Source organism: Patescibacteria group bacterium (assembly GCA_041650895.1).
Lineage (GTDB): Bacteria > Patescibacteriota > Patescibacteriia > 2-01-FULL-39-33 > 2-01-FULL-39-33 > CAISTG01.
Window position 1 is genome coordinate 33,643 of the sequence record JBAZKF010000001.1, and the last position, 20,491, is coordinate 54,133.

Annotated in this window: 19 protein-coding genes and 1 tRNA gene; 5 read left to right on the forward strand and 15 right to left on the reverse strand. The window is 44.2% G+C overall.

The genetic code is table 11. The annotated features are described in order from the left end of the window. Positions 1–179: 179 nt before the first annotated feature. Positions 180–1,739, reverse strand: coding sequence for a hypothetical protein (locus WC473_00195; GenBank protein ID MFA5124236.1), 1,560 nt, complete (start codon positions 1,737–1,739; stop codon positions 180–182). Between the two features lie 189 nt (positions 1,740–1,928). Between WC473_00195 and rpmE the strand changes: the two genes are divergently transcribed. Both rpmE and prfA read left to right on the forward strand, forming a co-directional pair. Continuing rightward, positions 1,929–2,231 (forward strand): 50S ribosomal protein L31, encoded by a 303-nt coding sequence (gene rpmE / locus WC473_00200; protein MFA5124237.1) that lies wholly within the window; start codon positions 1,929–1,931, stop codon positions 2,229–2,231. A 76-nt stretch (positions 2,232–2,307) separates the two neighbouring features. Then, positions 2,308–3,378, forward strand: coding sequence for a peptide chain release factor 1 (prfA, locus tag WC473_00205; GenBank protein ID MFA5124238.1), 1,071 nt, complete (start codon positions 2,308–2,310; stop codon positions 3,376–3,378). A gap of 60 nt (positions 3,379–3,438) precedes the next feature. On the opposite strand, the gene WC473_00210 is transcribed toward prfA, so the two are convergent. Continuing rightward, the gene (locus WC473_00210) at positions 3,439–4,038 is read right to left on the reverse strand and encodes a hypothetical protein (protein MFA5124239.1); all 600 of its coding nucleotides are present in this window, start codon (positions 4,036–4,038) and stop codon (positions 3,439–3,441) included. A gap of 77 nt (positions 4,039–4,115) precedes the next feature. Between WC473_00210 and prmC the strand changes: the two genes are divergently transcribed. Further along, positions 4,116–4,973 carry a peptide chain release factor N(5)-glutamine methyltransferase gene (gene prmC / locus WC473_00215; GenBank protein MFA5124240.1) on the forward strand — a complete coding sequence of 286 codons (858 nt, stop codon included), beginning with the start codon at positions 4,116–4,118 and terminating at the stop codon, positions 4,971–4,973. 51 nt (positions 4,974–5,024) lie between these two features. Here prmC and WC473_00220 read toward each other — a convergent pair whose 3' ends face one another. The 6 genes from WC473_00220 to WC473_00245 form a co-directional block, all read right to left on the reverse strand. Further along, entirely contained in the window at positions 5,025–5,699 is a 675-nt protein-coding gene (locus WC473_00220; GenBank protein ID MFA5124241.1) for a 50S ribosomal protein L25, read from the reverse strand. A 159-nt stretch (positions 5,700–5,858) separates the two neighbouring features. Continuing rightward, on the reverse strand, positions 5,859–6,467 hold the full coding sequence (locus WC473_00225) for a hypothetical protein (GenBank protein ID MFA5124242.1): 609 nt from the start codon (positions 6,465–6,467) through the stop codon (positions 5,859–5,861). A gap of 37 nt (positions 6,468–6,504) precedes the next feature. Continuing rightward, complete coding sequence (locus tag WC473_00230) at positions 6,505–7,524, reverse strand: radical SAM protein (GenBank protein MFA5124243.1); 1,020 nt, start codon at positions 7,522–7,524, stop codon at positions 6,505–6,507. A 100-nt stretch (positions 7,525–7,624) separates the two neighbouring features. Beyond that, entirely contained in the window at positions 7,625–8,734 is a 1,110-nt protein-coding gene (gene rodA / locus WC473_00235; protein MFA5124244.1) for a rod shape-determining protein RodA, read from the reverse strand. A 74-nt stretch (positions 8,735–8,808) separates the two neighbouring features. Beyond that, on the reverse strand, positions 8,809–10,047 hold the full coding sequence (locus tag WC473_00240) for an ABC transporter permease (protein ID MFA5124245.1): 1,239 nt from the start codon (positions 10,045–10,047) through the stop codon (positions 8,809–8,811). A gap of 15 nt (positions 10,048–10,062) precedes the next feature. After that, positions 10,063–13,071, reverse strand: coding sequence for a UvrD-helicase domain-containing protein (locus tag WC473_00245; protein MFA5124246.1), 3,009 nt, complete (start codon positions 13,069–13,071; stop codon positions 10,063–10,065). Between the two features lie 132 nt (positions 13,072–13,203). Here WC473_00245 and WC473_00250 point away from each other — a divergent pair, with 132 nt between their 5' ends. Next, positions 13,204–13,473 carry a hypothetical protein gene (locus tag WC473_00250; GenBank protein MFA5124247.1) on the forward strand — a complete coding sequence of 90 codons (270 nt, stop codon included), beginning with the start codon at positions 13,204–13,206 and terminating at the stop codon, positions 13,471–13,473. A 138-nt stretch (positions 13,474–13,611) separates the two neighbouring features. Here WC473_00250 and WC473_00255 read toward each other — a convergent pair. Both WC473_00255 and WC473_00260 read right to left on the reverse strand, forming a co-directional pair. Further along, a tRNA-Gln gene (locus WC473_00255) sits at positions 13,612–13,682 on the reverse strand. Between the two features lie 263 nt (positions 13,683–13,945). Further along, positions 13,946–14,068 (reverse strand): hypothetical protein, encoded by a 123-nt coding sequence (locus WC473_00260; GenBank protein MFA5124248.1) that lies wholly within the window; start codon positions 14,066–14,068, stop codon positions 13,946–13,948. Between the two features lie 1,164 nt (positions 14,069–15,232). On the opposite strand from WC473_00260, the gene recR reads away from it, so the two are divergent. Next, on the forward strand, positions 15,233–15,829 hold the full coding sequence (gene recR / locus WC473_00265) for a recombination mediator RecR (protein MFA5124249.1): 597 nt from the start codon (positions 15,233–15,235) through the stop codon (positions 15,827–15,829). Positions 15,830–15,846: 17 nt separating this feature from the next. On the opposite strand, the gene WC473_00270 is transcribed toward recR, so the two are convergent. The 5 genes from WC473_00270 to WC473_00290 form a co-directional block, all read right to left on the reverse strand. Further along, a complete protein-coding gene (locus WC473_00270) occupies positions 15,847–16,326 on the reverse strand; it encodes a hypothetical protein (protein ID MFA5124250.1) in 480 nt (159 codons plus the stop codon). A gap of 4 nt (positions 16,327–16,330) precedes the next feature. Continuing rightward, entirely contained in the window at positions 16,331–17,014 is a 684-nt protein-coding gene (locus tag WC473_00275) for a pseudouridine synthase (protein MFA5124251.1), read from the reverse strand. A gap of 158 nt (positions 17,015–17,172) precedes the next feature. Beyond that, positions 17,173–17,856 (reverse strand): glycosyltransferase family A protein, encoded by a 684-nt coding sequence (locus WC473_00280; protein MFA5124252.1) that lies wholly within the window; start codon positions 17,854–17,856, stop codon positions 17,173–17,175. A gap of 3 nt (positions 17,857–17,859) precedes the next feature. After that, on the reverse strand, positions 17,860–18,975 hold the full coding sequence (locus WC473_00285) for a glycosyltransferase family 4 protein (protein MFA5124253.1): 1,116 nt from the start codon (positions 18,973–18,975) through the stop codon (positions 17,860–17,862). Beyond that, positions 18,972–20,417, reverse strand: coding sequence for a flippase (locus WC473_00290; GenBank protein MFA5124254.1), 1,446 nt, complete (start codon positions 20,415–20,417; stop codon positions 18,972–18,974). The genes WC473_00285 and WC473_00290 overlap by 4 nt, the downstream gene beginning before the upstream one ends. Positions 20,418–20,491 lie beyond the last annotated feature (74 nt).

Below are 20,491 nucleotides of genomic sequence, written 5' to 3' on the forward strand. Positions count from 1 at the left end.
CGTGCCGTTCTCCTTCATGGTTATGGCAACAATTGTTCCGGTTAAAGTTTGAGACCAAAATTGTAAGGTGCTTGTTATCCATATAACAATACGGTAACTTAGCATAATACCACAAAAATGTCAAATAACATAAATAAAAAAGCCGCTTTCCAGAGAAAAGCGGCGCTGAATGAACTGTATTATTTGGCTTCCTGCTCGGCCATGACTTTGGCCGGCGGGTTGCACGGTGAAGCGGATGAATCGGCCTGCGTTTGTTTTGCGGCCATCTCTCCTGGCCCCCTTGGCTCCTTGATCTCAAGATAATTGTATTGATCCTGGAATTGTTCGCGCAGTTGGTTTTGGATATTATCCATAATTCCCCGGCGTTTATTGTTTATTGCTTTTTGCCGGCGCGACAGGAGTTCGTTTCTGACTAAATTAACAGTGACATCGCGTATGACTTGGTAATCAACTTCTGACAGTGTGCCGTCCGCGCCTTTGGCTTCTACGGTTATGCCGCTAAGTTCTTGATCAATTACCTCAAGCGGTTTAACGGCGCCGCTTTCGGTTATGGCCTTTTTAGCCGCGGTTTGGCCGGCGTTAATAAGCTCTTGTTCCAGATCGGCTTGCGTCTGCTTATTTTTCATCATCCGCTTCCAGTCGCTTTCAAATGTCGCCTGGTCTGTTATGGCATACTTGATCCAGAAGCAGAACTTTTCTCCGTTTTTATCATTGTCCAGCGGCACCTCAACTGGGATGCCCTCGCGTTGGATGATTATGCCCGGCGCATAGCTTCTGGTGAACAAATTGACATACGCGTTTTCGTAATGCGGGATGTAATGTTTGTCTCCGCTATCGGCGATACGGCCGATTAAATTGCCGTTGGAACGATCAATTACCACTAAGGGAGGACAAAAGCCAGCCGTTGGAGTCTCAAAGACTTCATAAATTGAAAGCGAGGTGATTAAGATCAAAAAGACAAAAAATCCCCTGGAGATGCAGTCATCCTCTGTCATGTTGGTAAGCATAGCGCACATTAAGGATACTGTGGCTCCTAGTATAAAGGAGGCAACTATAATTAGAAGGCCACAAAACCAAGCCAGACTAAAGCTGAAATAAGCAATATTGACAACAGCCAAGCAAATAAATGAAGCAACAGCAATAACAATCAGCGTTATGTAGATAATAAGCGAAAACTTACGCTTTATAAGTTTCAATAATTTCAATAGTTTGGTTGCCGTTTTTTTTGTTTGCGGATAAACATCGCCGGCCTTAGTCATTAGCCATTTGAAAGTCAAAACCACCCCCTGGCCAGCTAAAGCAATCAGCCAAAGCATAGCCATTATTATCGGCTTCAAAGCGCCATTGGCGAGACGTTTTATAGCCGGCGGCGGTTTGAGCATGGCTTCCACTTGGGGCAAGCTGGCCGCCGATTGCGATAACAGCAACCTAAGGAGGGGCCACATTTTTGATTTGAACGGCTCATAAACAAAACCGCCTTCATTATAAGATGATCGGCCGGTGGCTAAGTGGTAAAGGGTAACACCTAAGGCGTAGAGCCCGTCACAAACATTGTTGGCCGTTTTGATTTTAGCCGATTGCTCACAGCGGACCCGACCCTTGTTGTCAATAAAAATATCTCGCGGGTCGTAGATGATATAAGTGCCATTTTCCGCCTGCTCCTGGAATTGCTGGAAGATGAAGCGAGCGACTTTGCCCAAGTCATCATCAAGCATTAACCGATTCGATACTTTTTGCATGATTTCTCCTTTGGCTGTTCGGCCGGTTGTTTGTCTATAGACTTAATATCTTTTTAAATTTTAAGGTGCCAATCCGACTATGCCGGAATAGAGAATCTTAGCATATTTTAGATAAAATGTCAATCTATTGACATTTTGGCTAAAATCAGATATAATTAGCCATATTATCAATTAACGTATTAAGCGTTTATGAAAAAAGAAGTCCACCCTCAGTATTATCCTCAAGCCAAGGTCATCTGCGCCTGCGGCAATGTTTTTGGTGTCGGGTCCACCCAAGAAGAGATTCATGTTGAAATCTGCTCTGCTTGCCATCCGTTTTATACCGGTAAACAGAAGTTATTGGATACGGCGCGCCGTGTTGACAAGTTCGTCAAGCGCGTTGAAGCTAAGGCTGTTAAAGTCGGCGGCAAGAAGGTTAAGAAAGAAAAACAAAAAGCCATCAAAGCCGCTAAGAAAGCCGACCAAGAAGGAGTCAAAATCATCAAAAAATAACTGCGATAGATAAAAGGATCCCCAGCGCCTTAGCGGTGGCGGATTCTTTTTATTTAAGGTATAATGTAAGAGAAATATGCAAGATAAATTGCAACAATTGCAAATCAGGTTTGAGGAATTAGAACGTCTACTGCAGCTAGACGCCGTGATTAACGATCCTGCCAAAATCAAAGAAGTGTCGCAGGAGTATGATGATTTGAAAGAAATTATCGCCGCCAAGAAGCAATTGGATAAAACCAATGCGGAGTTGGCGGGAGTGGAAAAGATGTTTTTGGATAATAAAGATGACCAGGAATTATACAAGATATCACTGGAAGAGAAAACTGATTTAACACGCCAAAAAGAAGAAACAGAAAAATTAATCAAATCGTTATTAATTCCCAAAGACCCGGCTGATAAGAAGAATGTTATTGTGGAGATTCGCGCCGGCGCCGGTGGCGATGAAGCGGCGCTGTTTGCGGCCGAGTTGTTCCGTCTTTATAACCGCTATGCGGAAAAACATAATTGGAAAACCAAGCTGATTTCTGACAGTCGTATTGGCATTGGCGGATTCAAGGAAGTGATTTTTGAAATCGCCGGCAATGGCGTTTACGGCCGGTTGAAATTTGAAAGCGGTGTGCATCGTGTCCAGCGCGTACCGGAAACCGAGAAAAAGGGTCGCGTCCATACTTCCACCGTTACTGTCGTTGTGTTGCCGGAGGTGGAGGAAATGGATATGAGAATTGAATCCAAAGACATCCGCATCGACACTTTTTGCGCCGGCGGTCATGGCGGCCAGTCGGTCAATACCACCTACTCGGCCGTACGCATCACCCATCTGCCTACCGGACTGGCTGTGTCTTGCCAGGACGAACGCAGCCAGTTGCAGAATCGTGAGAAAGCCATGTTAGTACTGCGCTCCCGCTTGTATGATCTGAAACGCCAAGAAGAAGAAGCCAAACTTTCGGCGACTCGCAAATCGCAAATCGGTACCGGCGATCGGAGTGAAAAAATCCGCACTTACAATTTCCCTCAGGATCGCATTACTGATCATCGCATCAATGAGAATTTTTCCAATATTCCCGGAGTTATGGATGGCGATTTAGACAGGATTTTGGATCGTCTTAAAGAATATTATGACGCCCAAGCCATTAGCGGGCAGGAATAATCAAGAAATAAAATAAAAAGCGTTCCTTTTAGGGAACGCTTTGTTAGTCAAAGTGCTTACTTAATAACGACTGTTAGGGCTGTCGGGCAGATTTTTATGCGGACGGAGTTGAATGGCATCATCCAATTTGAAGCGTTTACGTGTAGATTGATAATGAGCCTGTAAGAGTAGCGGTTGTTTGCCTTCCAATTGATTACCCCAACGCAGTTTACAGAGCCCGATGAGATACTCGGCATGGCCGTTCTGAAACGCCGGTGACTCATGGATGGCGCGAATCGGACGCCATTCATCATCCGTTAAGATTAAAATACTATTTTTGTAAGGCGAGACGCGGAAGAGACGGGTAAGATAATCAATTTTGCTGGTGTAATGCATGAGCGAGAATAGCCACATCCAATATTGGTGCAGTTCGTTATCTTGAATCGGTTCGCCGTTTAGGCGGCAGGTCATAGCTATTGCCGGTGGCAATTTGAATTCTTTAATAAGAAGTGAGCGCGGTATTTTGGCGTAATTCATGCTGGCAAGGCATAGGGTTACCATTATATCTTTATTCGGCCGTTGGCCGGTTGCTTTGGCCTCCCAGAATTGAACTACGGCCTTCAGGTAATTATCAATAATTTGTCTGTATTCTTCCAAAGCGTCGCTACAGCCACAAGACATGTTCAAGTCCTCCTTCGTTTATTGTTTTTGTTAAGGTTCTATTTAGTAAATAATATATTATCATCTTTGTTTCCATTATGTCAATAGCTGAAATATTGCAGCCAGCTGTCAAAAAATTAAAAAATCGGAATATCATTTCGGCTGAACTGGACGCAGAATTGCTTCTGGCTTCTGTTTTAGCTCGGTCGCGCGAGTTTGTTTTGGCTCATCCGGAATTTAAGCTGACTGCCAAGCAATTGGGCAGGTTTAAAAGTCTGCTGGAACGTCGGATTAATTATGAACCGATAGCCTATATTCTGGGGAGTAAAGAGTTTTTTGGCTTGGAACTCAAGGTTAACAGAAACGTCCTAATCCCCCGCCCAGAAACTGAAACCGTGGTGGAAATGGCGCTTGATTATTGTCGCCGTTTAAAAATTAAGAAGCCGTGGTTGATTGATGTCGGCACTGGTTCTGGTGCCATTGCTTTAGCCCTGAAAAAAACCTTGCCTCAAGCGGAAGTTTTGGCTGTAGATAATTCAACACCGGCTGTGGCTTTAGCTAAACAGAATGCCAAACATCATGAATTGGAGATAAAGTTTATAAAAAGCGACTTACTTAGTCGGGTTAGTGATACTGAGCTAAAAGGTTCAGTAATTGTCGCCAATCTGCCTTATTTGAGTCCGATAACGATTAAACGGTATGCTCCGGCCTTAAAACGACAGTTAGCTTATGAGCCCAAAGTTGCTCTTTATGCCGGCCGTTACGGCACTGACGCTTATGACAATCTATTCCGGCAGTTGGTTTCTCGTCCGGTTCGGCCACGGGCCGTGTTTTGCGAAATCGGGCCATGCCATTGGCGAGAATATTACCGAGTGGCTAAGAAATATTTTCCTCTGCAGAAGCTGGAAATCAAGCCTGATCTGGCTGGCAAGAAAAGGTGTTTGATTATCTATTAGTAGTTAGTATAAAAAAACAACCCGCTTGCGCAGGTTGTTTTTAATTTCAAACTATTTTTTATCCTTGTCTTCATTAGCGGTTGCAGTTTCGCCTTCGGCAGGAACAGTTTCGCCTTCGGCAGGAACAGTTTCGCCTTCGGCAGGAACAGCCGGAGTTTCTTCCACTTCAACTTTCGGTCGAGCCACATTAGCTATAGCATCGTCAGGATGATGATGTAGAACTTCCAGGGTTGCCGGGATTTTTAGGTCGGCTAAGGTGATGACATCGTCAAAAGTATTCAAAGGTGTGATATCAACTACGATTTCATGGATCAAATCAGTCGGTAAACAGTGCACTTCCAATTCGGAAACATTATGCACTAATACTCCGGCGTCTTCCTTAACGGCGCGGGATTCGCCGGTGAATGTTAGAGGAATGGTGGCGTGCATCTTTTCTTTCATATTGATCTGATGCAAGTCGGCATGGGTAATGCGTCCTTTGACCGGTTCAAATTGGACTTCGGAAATAATCGTTTTGATCGGCGCTCCGCCGTCAATACTTAAGTCAATAATGGTGCTCTCGCCAGCTTCTTTCAATACCTTTTCAAATTCAATATAATTGAATTCTAGATTCTGATTGGTTTGGCCGTGGCCGTAGATTACCGCCGGGACAGAGCCTTGGGCTCTTAGTGCTTGGACTTTTTTGCCCAATTCTTTACGGGTTTTAGCTTTTAGATTCAATGTCATATATGGATGTTAATTCGTAATAACCAGGTTACTTTAGCATTAAATTATTTTTTTGTCAAATTAGCGTTACCTGCTTGCAGTATGGCGAATAACTAGCTTTAAAATAAGAAAAAAAGCCCCATTAATTGGGGCTTCGTTTGGTTTAATTAAAGGTGCTGATTATTCGGCGGGAACGGAAGGTTCGGTGTTAGTGTTCTTTTTAGTAAAGGCGCCGTATTTAATCATTGCTGTCCCTGAACCGCCGGGCCAGTCAGAGAAAGCTCCATAAAAAGTCATTATGCCGTCCGGCGTACTGGGCGGGAAAAATGGTCGCCTCCTCAGTTGCCGGGGAAGGGGCGAGCTTTCCGGAGGTAGTTCCGGGATGGGGGGTAAATTATTGTTTTGGTCTAGCTGTTCAATTAGCACTTGTTCCGCCGTCTTGAAAACAATTTCTTGTTTCTCGTGATCATAATCAGCAAACAAGCGGTTAAAGGCAAAAACAATTTGCAAATCATCATTAAGCAGGACGCCGTAGTCGCAAATAGTTTCTTCGGCACCAAAAATTCTAATGGCTAAATTGATCATCCCGGTTTCTTGGGGATAAGTGGCCATAAATTCTTCAGCTAATTTGGTTTGGCCTCGCATGACAATTAAATAATAATCTCGCGTCATTTCTTCCATAGAGTCTTGGGGATTCTGCCGATTCGGTAACTTTACTTCGACTTGATGACGCTGTAGGTCAAGCCGTAAAAAATTAAGGGCACCGTCGCCAGTTTTTGGGTTGCTCATCTTTTCTCTCCTTCTCGATTGTTGATTGACGTTTAAATTAGTTAGATAAGCTATGCATGCAACAGAATGGCGCTCGTCCGAACTTATCAAAATGAGCTAAGGCCATGGATTTGCACCCGCCTTGGCACCAGGAGTATTCCTGGCAGTTTTGGCAAATTCCCGCCGCTTGGCAAATTTTATCATCTCGAAAAAATCTCATAACTTCGCTGTCTTGTTGCCAGATCTCCCGCAATGTTTTTTGCCGTATGTTACCGAGAATAAAGCGTTCGTCCATTAGTGATAAACAAGGTAATACGTTGCCACAGGCATCAATGCCGACGGTCTGTTTGCCGGCAGTGCAGCCGGGCCAGTCAGAGCCGCGCAAGATGTTGCAATCGTAGTTGAAGCAATCAGCCGCTCTAATATCCAAACGATGATCGTAGTTCCGTCGCAACCACGCCAAGGTGAGGCAAACATGGCGAAAGATTCTTTCATTAATCATTAGTTTGCTGTTACCCTTGGCTCGATCTATCGGTGAGATCAACTGGACTTGCCAGCCGGAAGCCCCGACTTGATATAATGTATTAGCCAAGTTGTGTAGCATCATATAGTTTAGGCGGTTGACAGTAGTAATGGCGGTAACTGGCAGGCCGATAGAGTTAGCTGTGGCGATGGCGTTTAGCGCTCTGCGCCAAGACTGGCAGTTGCCACGGATATAATTATGCACAGTCGCATCGCCGTCAATGGAAACGCCGATGGTGTAGGCCCCGGAATCTTTAAGACGTTTAGCCAAATCATCGGTCATAGTCAGACCGTTGGTGATTAAGGCGAAGCCAAGCTGTTTTTCCTTTAAGCCATCAAGCAGTTGCGGAAAATCATCTTTAATAGTCGTTTCACCGCCGGATAAAGCCAACTGTTTTAATCCTAGTTCTCGCAGTTGATCAAAAACTCCCAGCCATTCATCGGCTGTCAGCTCATTAGCTTTAAGGGCTTTTACGCAACCGGAGCCACAGTGCCTGCAATTGAGGTTGCAGCTTGCGGTCGTTTCTATCACTGCGTTAGTAATCTTATCAAACAATACATTATCCTCCTTTCTATTTTTTGTTGAATTGCCTGGTTATACTGTTAGGTTGTAAGGATCTTTTGATGTTTCATCTTATTCCTAAAAGCAAAAGTTGTCAAGTGGTGCGATGGCCATATCTGGCGATGGATAAATTGATGCCGATAAGTATCATCATGGTCAGCAAAAAACTGCCACCGTAAGAAACTAACGGTAAAGAAATTCCGGTTACCGGCAATAAGCCGACGCACATACCGATATTAATGAAGACATGGGAAAACACCAGGGCGGCGGTCAGCAGGGCAATAAACATGCCCAAGTCATCGGGCGCGCGCGTGGCAATGCGATATAAGCGAAAAAAGAACAAACTGAATAATCCTAAGACTAGGCAGACGCCGACAAAGCCGATTTCTTCAGCGACGACGGAAAAAATAAAATCTGTCTGGCTTTCCGGAATAAACTTAAGCTGGCTTTGGCTGCCGAAGCCTAATCCTCGACCCATCAGTTTTCCGGCGCCGACGGCAATGATGGACTGGCGCACATTGTATCCCCTGCCTTGCGGATCCAGTGACGGGTTAATAAAAGTGAAGATGCGGGCTTGCTGATAATCTTGAAAAACAAAAAACCAGGCAAAGAGCAATGAGGCTGTAATTAAACCGAAGATTAAAAAGATTTGCCAGCGTTTTTGGACGATTAATATGAATGCCGCTAGCCAGATAAAAAACAGTACCATGGCTGATCCGAAGTCCGGCTGTAAGGCGACTAAGCATAACGGTACGGCTACGATAGCTCCCAAGAATATCAAATGCCAGAATTTGTATAAGGTGCGGCTGTAGCGACTGCAAATGTCAGCCAGAACGATAATTAAGAATATTTTGGTCAGTTCTACCGGTTGGAAACTCATAAAGCCAAAATCAAACCAACCGCGAGCCCCGTTGACCACCTGACCCAAAGGAGTTAAAACCAAAATCAATAGCACAATGGATACGGCATAACCGATCCAGCCGACATAGCGGAAAACCCGGTAATCCAGAAAAGAGATCGCGCCGGCTGCGCTCAGGGAAATAAACAACCAGAGGATTTGTTTGCGGAAATTATCAAATTCGCCCAAACCGCGGCCCAAGGCAACACTATAAATGGCGGCTAAGCCGAAAAGCATTAAAAAAATCGAGCTAGCCAAAAGCCACCAATCGATTTTTTTGAATAAATTTGTAATTAAAGTTTGCATGTTTACTTATTTTATCAAATACGGCGAATATGAAAAAAAATGGCGTAATATTTTTGTGTAATATCCGTAGTTGATTATTCGTGTCTTAAGGCCGCAATGGGATTCATATTGGCCGCATGGCGCGCGGGATAGTAGCCGAAAATCAGGCCAACAGCGCCACAGAAGCCGAAAGCGATAATAATGGATTGCGGCGGTAAAATGAATTGCCAACTATAACCCAATAGTCCGGCGGCAAAACTGATAAAATAGGCAAAACTGATGCCGACAATTATGCCCAAAGCCCCGCCTATCAAAGTGATTATAATCGCTTCATAAAGAAATTGCCAGAGGATTTGGGCTTTCTTGGCTCCGACGGCTTTACGCAGGCCGATTTCAAAGGTGCGTTCGGAAACCGACACGTACATAATGTTCATAATGCCCACGCCGCCGACCAGCAATGAAATGCCGGCAATGGCGATTAGAAGCAAAGTGATGCCATCAAAAATAGTATTAATCATATCCCGAGCCTCGGTCATAGTGGTTACGGAAAAGTCATCGTATTGGGCATCATCTATTTCATGACGGGTACGTAATAGGTAGATAATATCATCAGCCGTTTGGTCCTCTTTGGAAGTGTCAGTAATATTAGTAGTAACGGTTTGGATATAATCAATGCCCATGATGATTTTTTGCAAAGTTTTTACCGGCACATAAGCTAATTGGTCAAAATCAAAACCGAAAGTGGCTCCAGCCTCATCCATTACGCCGACAACGCGAAATTTATTTTTGCCGATTTTTATTTCTTGCCCCAATGGTTCTTGATTGCCGAACAATTTAGCTGATAGTTTACTGCCTAAAACCACTACGCGCGCCAATTCATTATCCTCATCTAAAGTGAAAAACCGGCCGGTTTTGACTTTAGTCTTACCCATCTCCACATAAGCCGGCAAAGTGCCCATCAGGTTGACTGATTTTTGTTGATCCTGAAATGATATCACTTCCTGATCCATAATCATCACATAGTAGTTTTCAATATTGGGCAGTTTGCCGATAGCTTCAGCGTCTTCCATAGTCATAGTGGTTACGGCTACACCCTGCGCCATGCTGGTGGCATTTTGAGCGGAGTTTTTGCCCGTGGTCGGCACTTTGACTTCTATTTGGATTATTTTTGAACCAAATGCTTCCAGTTGGCCGAGAATTTCTCCCTTGAGTCCTTCCCCTGCCGACATGACGATAATCACCGCGGCAATGCCGATAATAATGCCGATCACCGTTAAAACGGTACGGGTTTTGTTATTTTGCAATGATTTTAAAGCAATGTTAAGCGATTGCATATTGCGGTATGTGATTTAAGCGCGGAAATCGCAGATGCCGTTGTAGTCGCACCATTTACAGGTGTTTTCCGACGGTTGAGGCGGGAATTTTCCGCGTTTTATTTTAGTTACGGTATCAATTATTTTTTCTTTCATTTTTTCCAGTTCTTTGGCCGTGCCCAAAAATGATAATTCCGAATTGTTATCAAAGTAATAATAGGCTAATTCTTTGACTGGTTGTCGTAGTATCTGTTCGGCGGCCAATTGATAAATTAATAATTGATCTTTGTCGTCCGTTTCCAGCTTTTTTTTGGGACTGCCGGTTTTGTAGTCAATCAGCCGCAATCCGCCGTTAACTTCATCGATGCGGTCAATGGCGCCACGCACCGACACCTCCGGTGCCAGCTTGACAGTGAAGCCTTTTTCCAGTTCCAGAGCCAGGGTCGGCGTTTGTTGCCAATGGCCAAAAAAATTTTTCAGGCAGTCCAGGCCGTGATCATGGTATTTGCGTTTGGTCAGCACATCAGGATACCATTCATCCACAAATGACATTTCATAGAGATCTTTGACTTCGTCCCAGGATATCTCCAGCGATTCGCCGGTTTCGCCAAATAGATTTTTTTGTTTGGCCTCGGCCTTGGTGCGCGCCAGAATGAAGAATTTCTGCATGGTTGAATGCATGGTCTTGCCGAAAGAAAAAACTGGTTTGCCTTTTATGGGCAAGCGCAGGATGTGGGCGAAGCGGTATTGGTAAGGGCAAGATTCAAATGATTTCAGCTGGGTGAAGGAGATGGTGGGCAGAAGTGGTTTATTGCCGGATGGCAAAGACTCGTCTACGGCCTTGGATTTGACCGTAGACAGTAAGTCGGAACCGGATACGGCCAGCGTTGTTGCGGCCAAGGCAAAACCATCTTCATTTAGCTCCAGCAAGAAGCGGGAAAGTTTCTTGGTTCTGGCGCCACCGTAGTCTTCGGCTGAGGAAAAGTATAACCCCTGCTTAGCCCGCGTCATAGCGACATAAAACAGCCGTCGCTCTTCTTGCAGATGCGCGTCGCCTTCGGGCAAGATTTCCTTAGTCAGGGCCGTAGGTAATTCCAGCCGGTCGTTTCTACTGCCCGAGGGGAATTTTCTGTCAACCAAGTTGGCGATAAAAACATATTTAAACTCCAATCCTTTGGCCGAGTGAACAGTCATAATTCTGACTGAATCGGGACTGAGGTCTTCCAAATTTGGTGCCAAAGCTCCTTCCTCCCCCGCTTCCAGTTCCAGTTCCATTAGAGCGCGGAAATTGTTCAAACTATGATCCAGATTATCTTTTTCAAACATCTGCATTTTGCGATAAAACTGGTTAAGGTAATTGAGCTCTTGGCGGTTCTCCAAGTTATCCTTGGCGGTTAACCGTTTGAGATAGCCTGTTGCTTCCAGAAACTCCTGGCACAGTTCTGTCGGCCTGGCGCCGGCTTGGGCGCGGGCGGTTTGCGCTTCAATCAACCCTGCGATCTTAAGCAGTTTTTTTCTGCCTTCTTCGGATAGCCCGGATAGCAAGGAATTCTGTTTGGCGGCTTCAAATAGCGACCAGGCGTGCTTCCCCGCCTGATAATTGAGCGTGCCGAAATCAGTCAGGTTGATTTGCCAGGCCGGCAAGCTTAAAACGCGGAACATGGCGATGTTTTCGCGGTAATCATCCAGCACCTTGAACCAGTTCATGATGTCCAAGATGATTTTTTTGCCGTAAAGCCCGCGTGAGGCCATGAAAATATAAGGGATATTGGCTGATTCCAAGAGATAACAAAAGTTGTCCGCTGAAGCGTTGGCGCGCACCAGAATGGCAAAGTCCGACCACTTGGTTTCCTTATTGGAATTATACAATTCAATTATTTTATCTACTACCGCTTTGGCCTCATCAGCAATGGTTTGACCATGAAGATGATTGATTTCTCCGACGCCCGCTAAATGAGTGGCGAGTTTTTTTGATAATTTTTTCTGTCCTTTGGATAGTTTTGCTTCCAGACGATCGGGGTTGTTCCGTTGGATGAAGTTATAAGACAAGTCCAAGATATTCTGGCAGGAACGGTAATTGTCGGTCAGCAATATTTCTTTGGCGCCGGGAAAATCATCTTTGAACTGCAAAATATTGGATACTGATGCGCCGCGGAATTTGTAGATTGATTGGTCATCGTCGCCGACCACTGTTAAATTGTTTTTGGGTTCGGCTAAGAGCTTGACCAGCTCGTATTGCGCCCAGTTGGTGTCTTGGAATTCATCCACTAGAATATATTTGAATTGCGAACGGTATTTATATAATACTGTTTTCCTGGTTTTGAATAGTTTAAGGGTGTAATTAATCAGATCGCCGAAATCCAAGGCGTTGTTTTCCAGTAGCAGTTGCTGGTAGGTGTGGTAAGCATCGGCGATCTCCAGTTGTTTGGCGATTTCTTCCGTTTTCAGCGCAGCGATTTCTGTCGGCGACAAGTCTTCTTGCCCCCCTTCTTTGATTATTGATTTAAGAAAATCAGCCGAGTCGCAATTTAATTTTAAATTTTCCGCATATTCCAAATAAGCGTCGGCGGAGATTTCTTCATCCTTGGCGCGAGAAAATAACTTTAGCAAATCATGAATGAATTTGGTGGGATTGCCTAAGGGACGATAATGCTTAAGATTGAAACGATCCAGATTCTGGCGCACCAAAAGCCATTGCTCGGTCTGGGTGAGCAAGCGGAAGTCAGCCGGCAAACCGATTTCCAGGCCGTATTCTTTGAGAATGCGTTCGCAGAAAGCGTGGAAGGTAGAAATCCATAAGTCGTTATAGCCTAAAGGCAGAAGTTGATCCACACGTTCTTCCATTTCGGACGCGGCTTTTTCGGTAAAGGTCAGAGCCAAAATTTCCTCTGCGTGGATATTTTTTTCCATTATCAAGTAAGCGATTTTCCTGGTGATAACCGTGGTCTTGCCCGTACCCGCCCCGGCGATAATTAAAAGGGGCCCGCTGTCATGTAAAACAGCGTCTTTTTGGCTGGAATTCAGGTCGGCTAATTGATTATTCATGGATATACTTTAACATATTTTACTTGTCTTACCAAGGTCTTAACTCTTAATATTTTAAGTGATAAAATATTGTTATTAATTAATTTGGCGTTGTAACAGTAGATTAACAGAAGCAAAGGAAAGGATTAGAAAATGGCGGAGAACATCGGAATCAAGCGAAAAAGCGGACAGGTCAAAGATGGAAAATGGTTAGTGTTGACAGAAAGTACTGGTGAGCCGGGCGTGGGTTTTCGGCATAGTTGTGGCGCGGAAATTATGGCGCAACAAGTCGCTCGTCCCATTTGGGATGGGCCATTTCCCCTTTCTGGCAGTGGCCGGTGCAGTTATGAGAAAGTTCCTTATTGTCCACAATGCGAAGAGATACCAAACTATCATGGCGCACCGATAACTCCTCGGAGTTAATTTTTCTAAATAAAGTACCAACTATGAACGGGATGACACTATCATCCCGTTTTTTTATTTGATATGTCGTAGATATTTGAATTAGTACGCGTTAGTTTTTTTATTTGAGTTAAGACAAAACAAAAATCACGTCCATAGCTCGGGGACAGGGGCTCGAACCCCGATTAACGGCTTCAAAGGCCGCTGTCCTACCATTAGACGATCCCCGAGTTATAGACGCGATTTTTCATTAACGCCTTATCTGGTTTTAATTATTTGCTTCGGGGCAAAGCCCCTGTCCAGGGTTGGCGTCCAATCTGCCACTGGCAGATTGTCCGACGCTCGACTGCGTCTACCGATTGGTCTCGCTTCCAACCAGTCGCAGATTACTGCGACCCATTAGACGACCCCCGAGTTATAGACGCGATTTTTCATTAACGCCTTATCTGGTTTTAATTATTTGCTTCGGGGCAAAGCCCCTGTCCAAAATGTTTTACTTATTGTAAGGCCGGCCAGTCACTTTGGTTTCAAACTTCTTTTTTTTGGCGCTTTTTTTATCTTCCAGTTTAACTAAGCGAGGCACTTTGATTTTCGGATCTCTTTTTCTTTTTGCCATATGATTTTATTATTCTGAGACAAAATGGGATAATCTCGGATTGTGGAGATTATTGATTTTGCTTTTATTTTAATTTTAACCTGTATTTGATTCTAACAAATTTATTGCCATTTGGCAAGATTTTGCCAAAAAAAAGAGCCCCCGTAACTCTAGTCTCACACCCATGAAACATTACTATTTATTGGTGTGTGGCCGGTTGGCGGGGGGTATAAAGGAAGGTGCTATTTCGAGTAGTGGCGGGGATCGGGGCGCCCTTCTGGCATCTCGGCCGAGTCCGGAAACGGCTCCACGTGCATGCCCAATGCATGCGACAATTCTTGAGCCGTGACATGCGAGAGCTCCGCTAAACACCGCGCAGATGCCTATTTTACTATCTCATTATGGCAGCGCGCGATTGACAGGTGCGGACCTTATTTCACAGAATCTCCGGATAGTTCGGGCCACATCTCGCGCCCCGATCCCCAAATTTTAGCCGGTGGTGATTATTCCTGAGGGGCCCGGCTTTGCCCCTAAGTACATCGTTTTCTCTTTGGCACGGGGTTTCACTCCGTTTTTTGGTGGCCGATTTCGTTAGGCCTTTTTCTGGGCCGGCTTAACGCACCGCTTTCACTAATGGTCGGTGCGCCTAACCATCTGGCAACATGGTCGGGATACTCCCAAATCGGGTAGTCCCCTGCTATATTTTTATTCAAGTTGCCAGTTCGTTAGCCTAGGTAACTACACGAATCCTACGGGATAGCGACTCATTATGAGCCCTCCAGTAATTTTGGCCGACGTTGGCCACGCGCCATTCTAACTGTCCGGATGGTCGCCAAAGGCGAGCCCCGGAAAAAAACGATACTACTGCTGACTGTTAAGGAGCTTAGTGAGACGAGACGGAAGCGGCCCTTTGGGCCTAGGAATGGAACGATAATGGTTGGTTCCTCCACTTTCCGTCTCGTCTCACCTTGAGCTTCAATCATATCACATCGTGAATATTTTGTCAATAGCTTTATCCACAGGTTAACTATAAACAATTAAAATTTAATCTAAATTTAGCTAAAATAAATTAGATTAATTTATGATTAAAATACCGATAATCCGTTATGGGCGGACTTATCACAGTAAATGTAAGTTCAATGACAGGCTTGCTCCAATAGCGTCTATCAGTTAGAATGAAGTTATATGTCCGAATCAAATATCAAAATTCTTATTGAAAAGTTTGCCAGATTTCCCTCAATTGGCCCAAAAACAGCCGAGAGGATGGTGTATTATCTGTTAAAACAAGCGCCGGAAAGGATGGATGAGTTGGCTTTGGCCATTTCTCAACTCAGAAATAGCGTTACCACCTGCAGTATTTGCTTCAATTTTAGCGAATCCAATCCTTGTCCGATCTGCGCCGATTCCAGGCGCGATCGTCGGGTCATTTGTATCGTGGCCAAACCGCAAGACATTTCGGCCATAGAGAAAACCGGTTCATACAATGGCGTTTATCATGTCCTGGGTGGTAACATTAATCCGTTGGAGAACATCATGCCCGAGAACCTGCGGCTCAAGGAACTTTTAGCCAGGATTAAAGATAACGAGGTGTGCGAGTTGATTTTAGCTTTAAATCCTGATATGATCGGTGGGACCACTTCTATTTATCTGTCTAAATTGTTAAAGCAGTTCTCCCATGTGACAGTAACGCGTTTGGCGCGCGGTCTGCCCATGGGCGCCGATTTAGAGTATGCTGATGAAGTAACATTAGAAAGCGCTATCTCCGGCCGCAGGGAAGTATAAATTAAAAAACAACCGGTTTAAACCGGTTGTTTTTTAATCGCGTCTTTTTTTTCGTAATGTTCTTTTTCCGCTTCAGAAAACATTTTTGCCCCGCGTTTGAATTCATCAATTAGTATGTCAATAAAATCATTGAATATTTGGCAATGCTTCTGATCGGTTTGCAGTTTTCTGTCTCTTAAACTTAAGATTATGTCGCTGTTTCTTCTTTGCGCAAATTCCAAAACATTAGTCATAGCTGAATTAATCCGACGGATAAGATCTCTTTTTTCCTCATCGGGCAGATTTTCATTTTCTAACATACCCAGTAGTTCTTCATAGATTTCATAAAAATGACCAATGGCGGTTTTTCGGGCAATTTCTATATCCTCATCGTTGATGTAAGAGTTGCGTTCTTTTGCCTGAGAAACCCAATCGGTGAAGAATTCCTCTTTCCCCCATTTGGTGTCGGGCATGATATCTTCCACTAAAGAAATTTCTTTTCCTTCAAAAATAGCCATAAATTTATGATAAAAAAGCTTTTTGAGGCGTTATTATTTGATATTCCCCTTCTTTTAATCCTCCCAATTTCAGTTTGCCTATTCTAATTCTTTTTAAATCCTTCACTTCGTAACCCAGTTGTTCGGCCATGCGGCGGATTTGGCGATTGACGCCTTCTTTCAGAATCAAAGTTACTTGGTTGCCTCGCTGTTTTACGATTTTTATCGGTTGGAGTTTTTTGCCGTCCAAAATCAATCCCCGCTCTATTTTTTGTGCGTCGGTTTTATTCAGAGGCCGATCCAGCTCAACTTTGTATTCTTTTTCGTGGCCGAACTTGGCTTGGGTCAAGCGATAGGCGAAATCGCCGTCATTGGTTAGGATAATCAGCCCGCGCGAATCTTTGTCCAGCCGTCCGACCGGATAGATGCGTTGCTTGATTTTAACTAAATCCAATACCGACTTGCCTTGCGAACCGGTGGAAGAAGTGATATATCCCATGGGCTTGTTAAGCGCCAGATAGATTTTCTTCGTTTCTGCCGCCAGTTTCTTGCCGGCTAACTCCACTGTGTCATTGTTTTCATCAATTGCCAAGCCCAAATCCTTGACGCTTTGGCCGTTGACTTTCACCTTGCCGGCCTTAATCAGCTCATCGGCTTTCCGTCGCGAGCACACGCCAGCTTGAGCAATGTATTTGTTTAAACGAATCATAATTTTTCGTCATTGTGAACGGAGTCAGTCCCTTGTCATTTCGACCGGATCGAAGCGGAGTGGAGAAATCGCTTGCATTTAATTAATAACCAAGGGATTTCTCGACTACGCTCGAAATGACACTGTGGTCGCATTTTAGAATACGAAAATAAAATAAATTAAATTCCATGTTTTTCTTGCACAATCTTTTTCCACTTCTCATAATTTTCTTTAGCCGGCAACTTCAGCCAAGGCAACTTGTACACAAACGATGGCAGCCATTGGCTCATGGTTCCGCCGGTCGTGACTTTAAACAATACTTCGGGAATAAAGACGCCCTTGCCGCCTCTTTCGGCCAGAGTTAAAAACAGATCCCAGTCTTGGAATTTTTTTAAGGTCGCATCAAAGCCGGGAAGTTTTTCCCGCCTAATTAAAGAGCAAGTATGAATATATGGCTGCTGTTTTAATTTTTCCGCATCAAACGGCCAGAGTTTGAATTTTTTCCAGCCCCAAAGGAATTGGCTGTAAGCAAAGCTGGCTTCGGATATGGTCTTAAGCGCCAAATGCATTTTTTCTAAGGCCTGGGGCTTAAGAACGATATCAGCGTCAACAAAAATCACTTCCTTACCGGAAGATTGGCTGAAACCGTAGTTACGCGCCGCCGGAGCGCCTTTGTTTTCTTGGTTCAAGATGGTTAAACGATGACTGCAAGTGGTTAAAGCTAAAAGCAAATCATCGGTGGATCCGTCGTTGACTATAATAATCTCGTAATCCTTAAAGGTTTGGTTAAAGATGCTGTCTAAGCAGGCGGTGATGGTCTTGCTGGCGTTATATGCCGGGATGATGATGGATATTTGCGGCATAGCTTAATTATCAATTGTATTTTTGATTTTTTCAATTTGTTTGCTCCAATCAAACTCTCGCGCTCTTTTTTGTCCGGCCTCTGTCAGGCGTCGCCACAATTCCCGATCGGTGGCGATTTTAATTATCGCCTCTTTTATCTCTCTAGTGATCTGCGGGTCAACTAGAATGCCGGTCACCCCGCCTATTACCGCCTCCTTGGAACCGCCGAATTTTGACGCGATGACGGCGGTTTTGGTCGCTGCGGCTTCCAGATAACCAATACCGAAGCCCTCGGGTTTTAATGATGCTGTAACATAAATATGAGCTAATTGCAAGTAAAAAGCTTTAGCCTCAGGAATATTAGTCACTTCTCCGGCGAAGATTACATTGTATTTCAATCCTAATTGTTGAGCTAAGTTTTTTAATTTTTCTTCTTGCGAACCGCCGCCGACGATAATATATTTGAGTTCCGGCACGACAGATAACAGTTCTGGCATTATTTTAATAATTGCTTCAATGTTTTTTTCCGGCTCCAGCCGGCACATGGACAGCATAATAGTGTCATTGTCATCCAGCCCCAACAGCTTTTTCTTACCGGCAAAATCTTCGTCCGGCTTATTGAGTGCTTCATAGTTGATGCCCGGATAAATTACTGTTACCTTCTGTTTGTTGCCGATTAATTTACTTATTTCCTCGCCCAGATATTCGCTATTGGCGATAAATTTGCGACATAAGGGGCTGTTATAGACTTGTTTCAGCATCCTTTTTTGCCACCAATTGTTGCCTATTTGGGTAATGTCCGTGCCATGGGTAAAGACATAAAATGGCAGTTTAAATTTGCCGGCTAAAGAATTATAAGGGTGGAAATGGCCAAAAATTAACCGTTCTATTTTTTCTGTTTGGATGATACCGCTAATGTCTTTGGCCAGCGGCCGCCAGCGTGGCGGGATTTTGCCACTAAAAAAATCAGTGCGGTAAATGTGGTAAGGTTGAGTTTGATCAAATTCTTTCTCCCCCGCTTGAGCTTGCGCCAGGACGCAAATCTCGGCCGGCGCCAAACGCGACAGCAGGTTAAGGTAATAATTTTGCACTCCCCCGGCTTGTGGCGGGAAAAAGTTGGTAATTAGCAGTTTTTTCATAATTCGCTTTTCCCTTTAAAATCCCTCACTAAGTCTTTAAACGAGCCCAAACGGAACAAGCCCAAGGCGTAGGCCGCGGCAAAATAAGTCATACCGCCAACGGCAATTGCCACAATAAAATGTGTTCGTTCCTTAAGCAACCAGACCGCTAAATACATTATAAGGCAGGCTAGAAGAATTTTTGAGGCCGACCAAAGCAGGAATTTCCAGTCATAATCAATCACTTGGCCGACAACAATAGTACCCAAGCCGAATAATAAAGCATAGCTGGCAATATTGGCTATGGCCGATCCGTTATAACCCCAGATAGGAATCAGGATTAGATTGGCGATGAAAGAAAAGCCGGCCACTATTCCCAGATGCCAAGTGTTTCTGGCTTGGCGATCGCAGGCATTGAGCATGGCGCCGACGGGAAAACACAAGAAGACGAAAACCAATGACAGCATTAGGATATCCAGGGGTAAAACAGAAGCCGTATAATGGTTGCCAAAAACCGGACCAATTACCTTGTCAGCGATGGAAATTACGCCAATAGATATGGGTAAAGAAAAAAACATCAGCCAATACATGGATTTGACAAAAAGTTTGGATAATTTTTCCTTGCTGTGGGCGAAGTAATTGGCGAATGCCGGGTAGATTGAAGCGGAAAAAGCCAGGGCGATGAATTGCAGAGCAAAGGCCACCTTAAAAGCCACGGAATAGATGCCCACGGCGTAATCTCCGGCCAGCTTTGATAGCAAGACAATATCAATGGCTGAAAAAATACGATTAAAAATTCCAGCTAAGGCAAAAGGAATGGAAATAAGCACTAATTGCCTGATTGTCAGCCAGTCAAAAGAAAAAATTATCGGCACACTATATTTGTGGCGTAAATTAATTGTGGACCATAAAAAATTGATCAGACTGCCTAAAACATAAACAGCCATTACCCAGGTCAGCGGCGCGCCACAGAACAATAATCCTCCGCCAATAATTAAAACCGTTAGTTGATTAATGATAACTCCCAAACTTTCATACATGAGATCCTGGTGTCCGCGCAGAGTGCCATAGACGCTTAATGAAAGTGAATCTAACAGCATGACAAAACCGGAAATATACACTAGCGACTTAGTGAGCGGTGGATAACCCAGAATATTAACCAGAATCACAATAATCAAATAAACCAAGGCCGAAGCTACGAGTTTATAACCGAGGATATTGGCGAGGTATTTGGCGGAATGTTCGCGATTCTTGGCCACTTCGCGGATCAGTACTTGGGTCAGTCCTAAATCCAAGAACATGGCAAAAATGGAGGTAAAGCTCAAAGCAAAAGTAAATCTTCCTTGATCGGCCACGCCGATGGAACGCGCTAAGATAATGAAATATAAAAACGACAGCGCCTTTTGGACAGCCAGTGATGCGCTGTAAAAAAAAGTATTTTTGGCTAAACTTCTGTTGGACATAATGGCAATCAGACGATAAGTCAGGAGTATTAAAACATATGAATTATACCATAAAAATAAGCAAAAAATAAAGC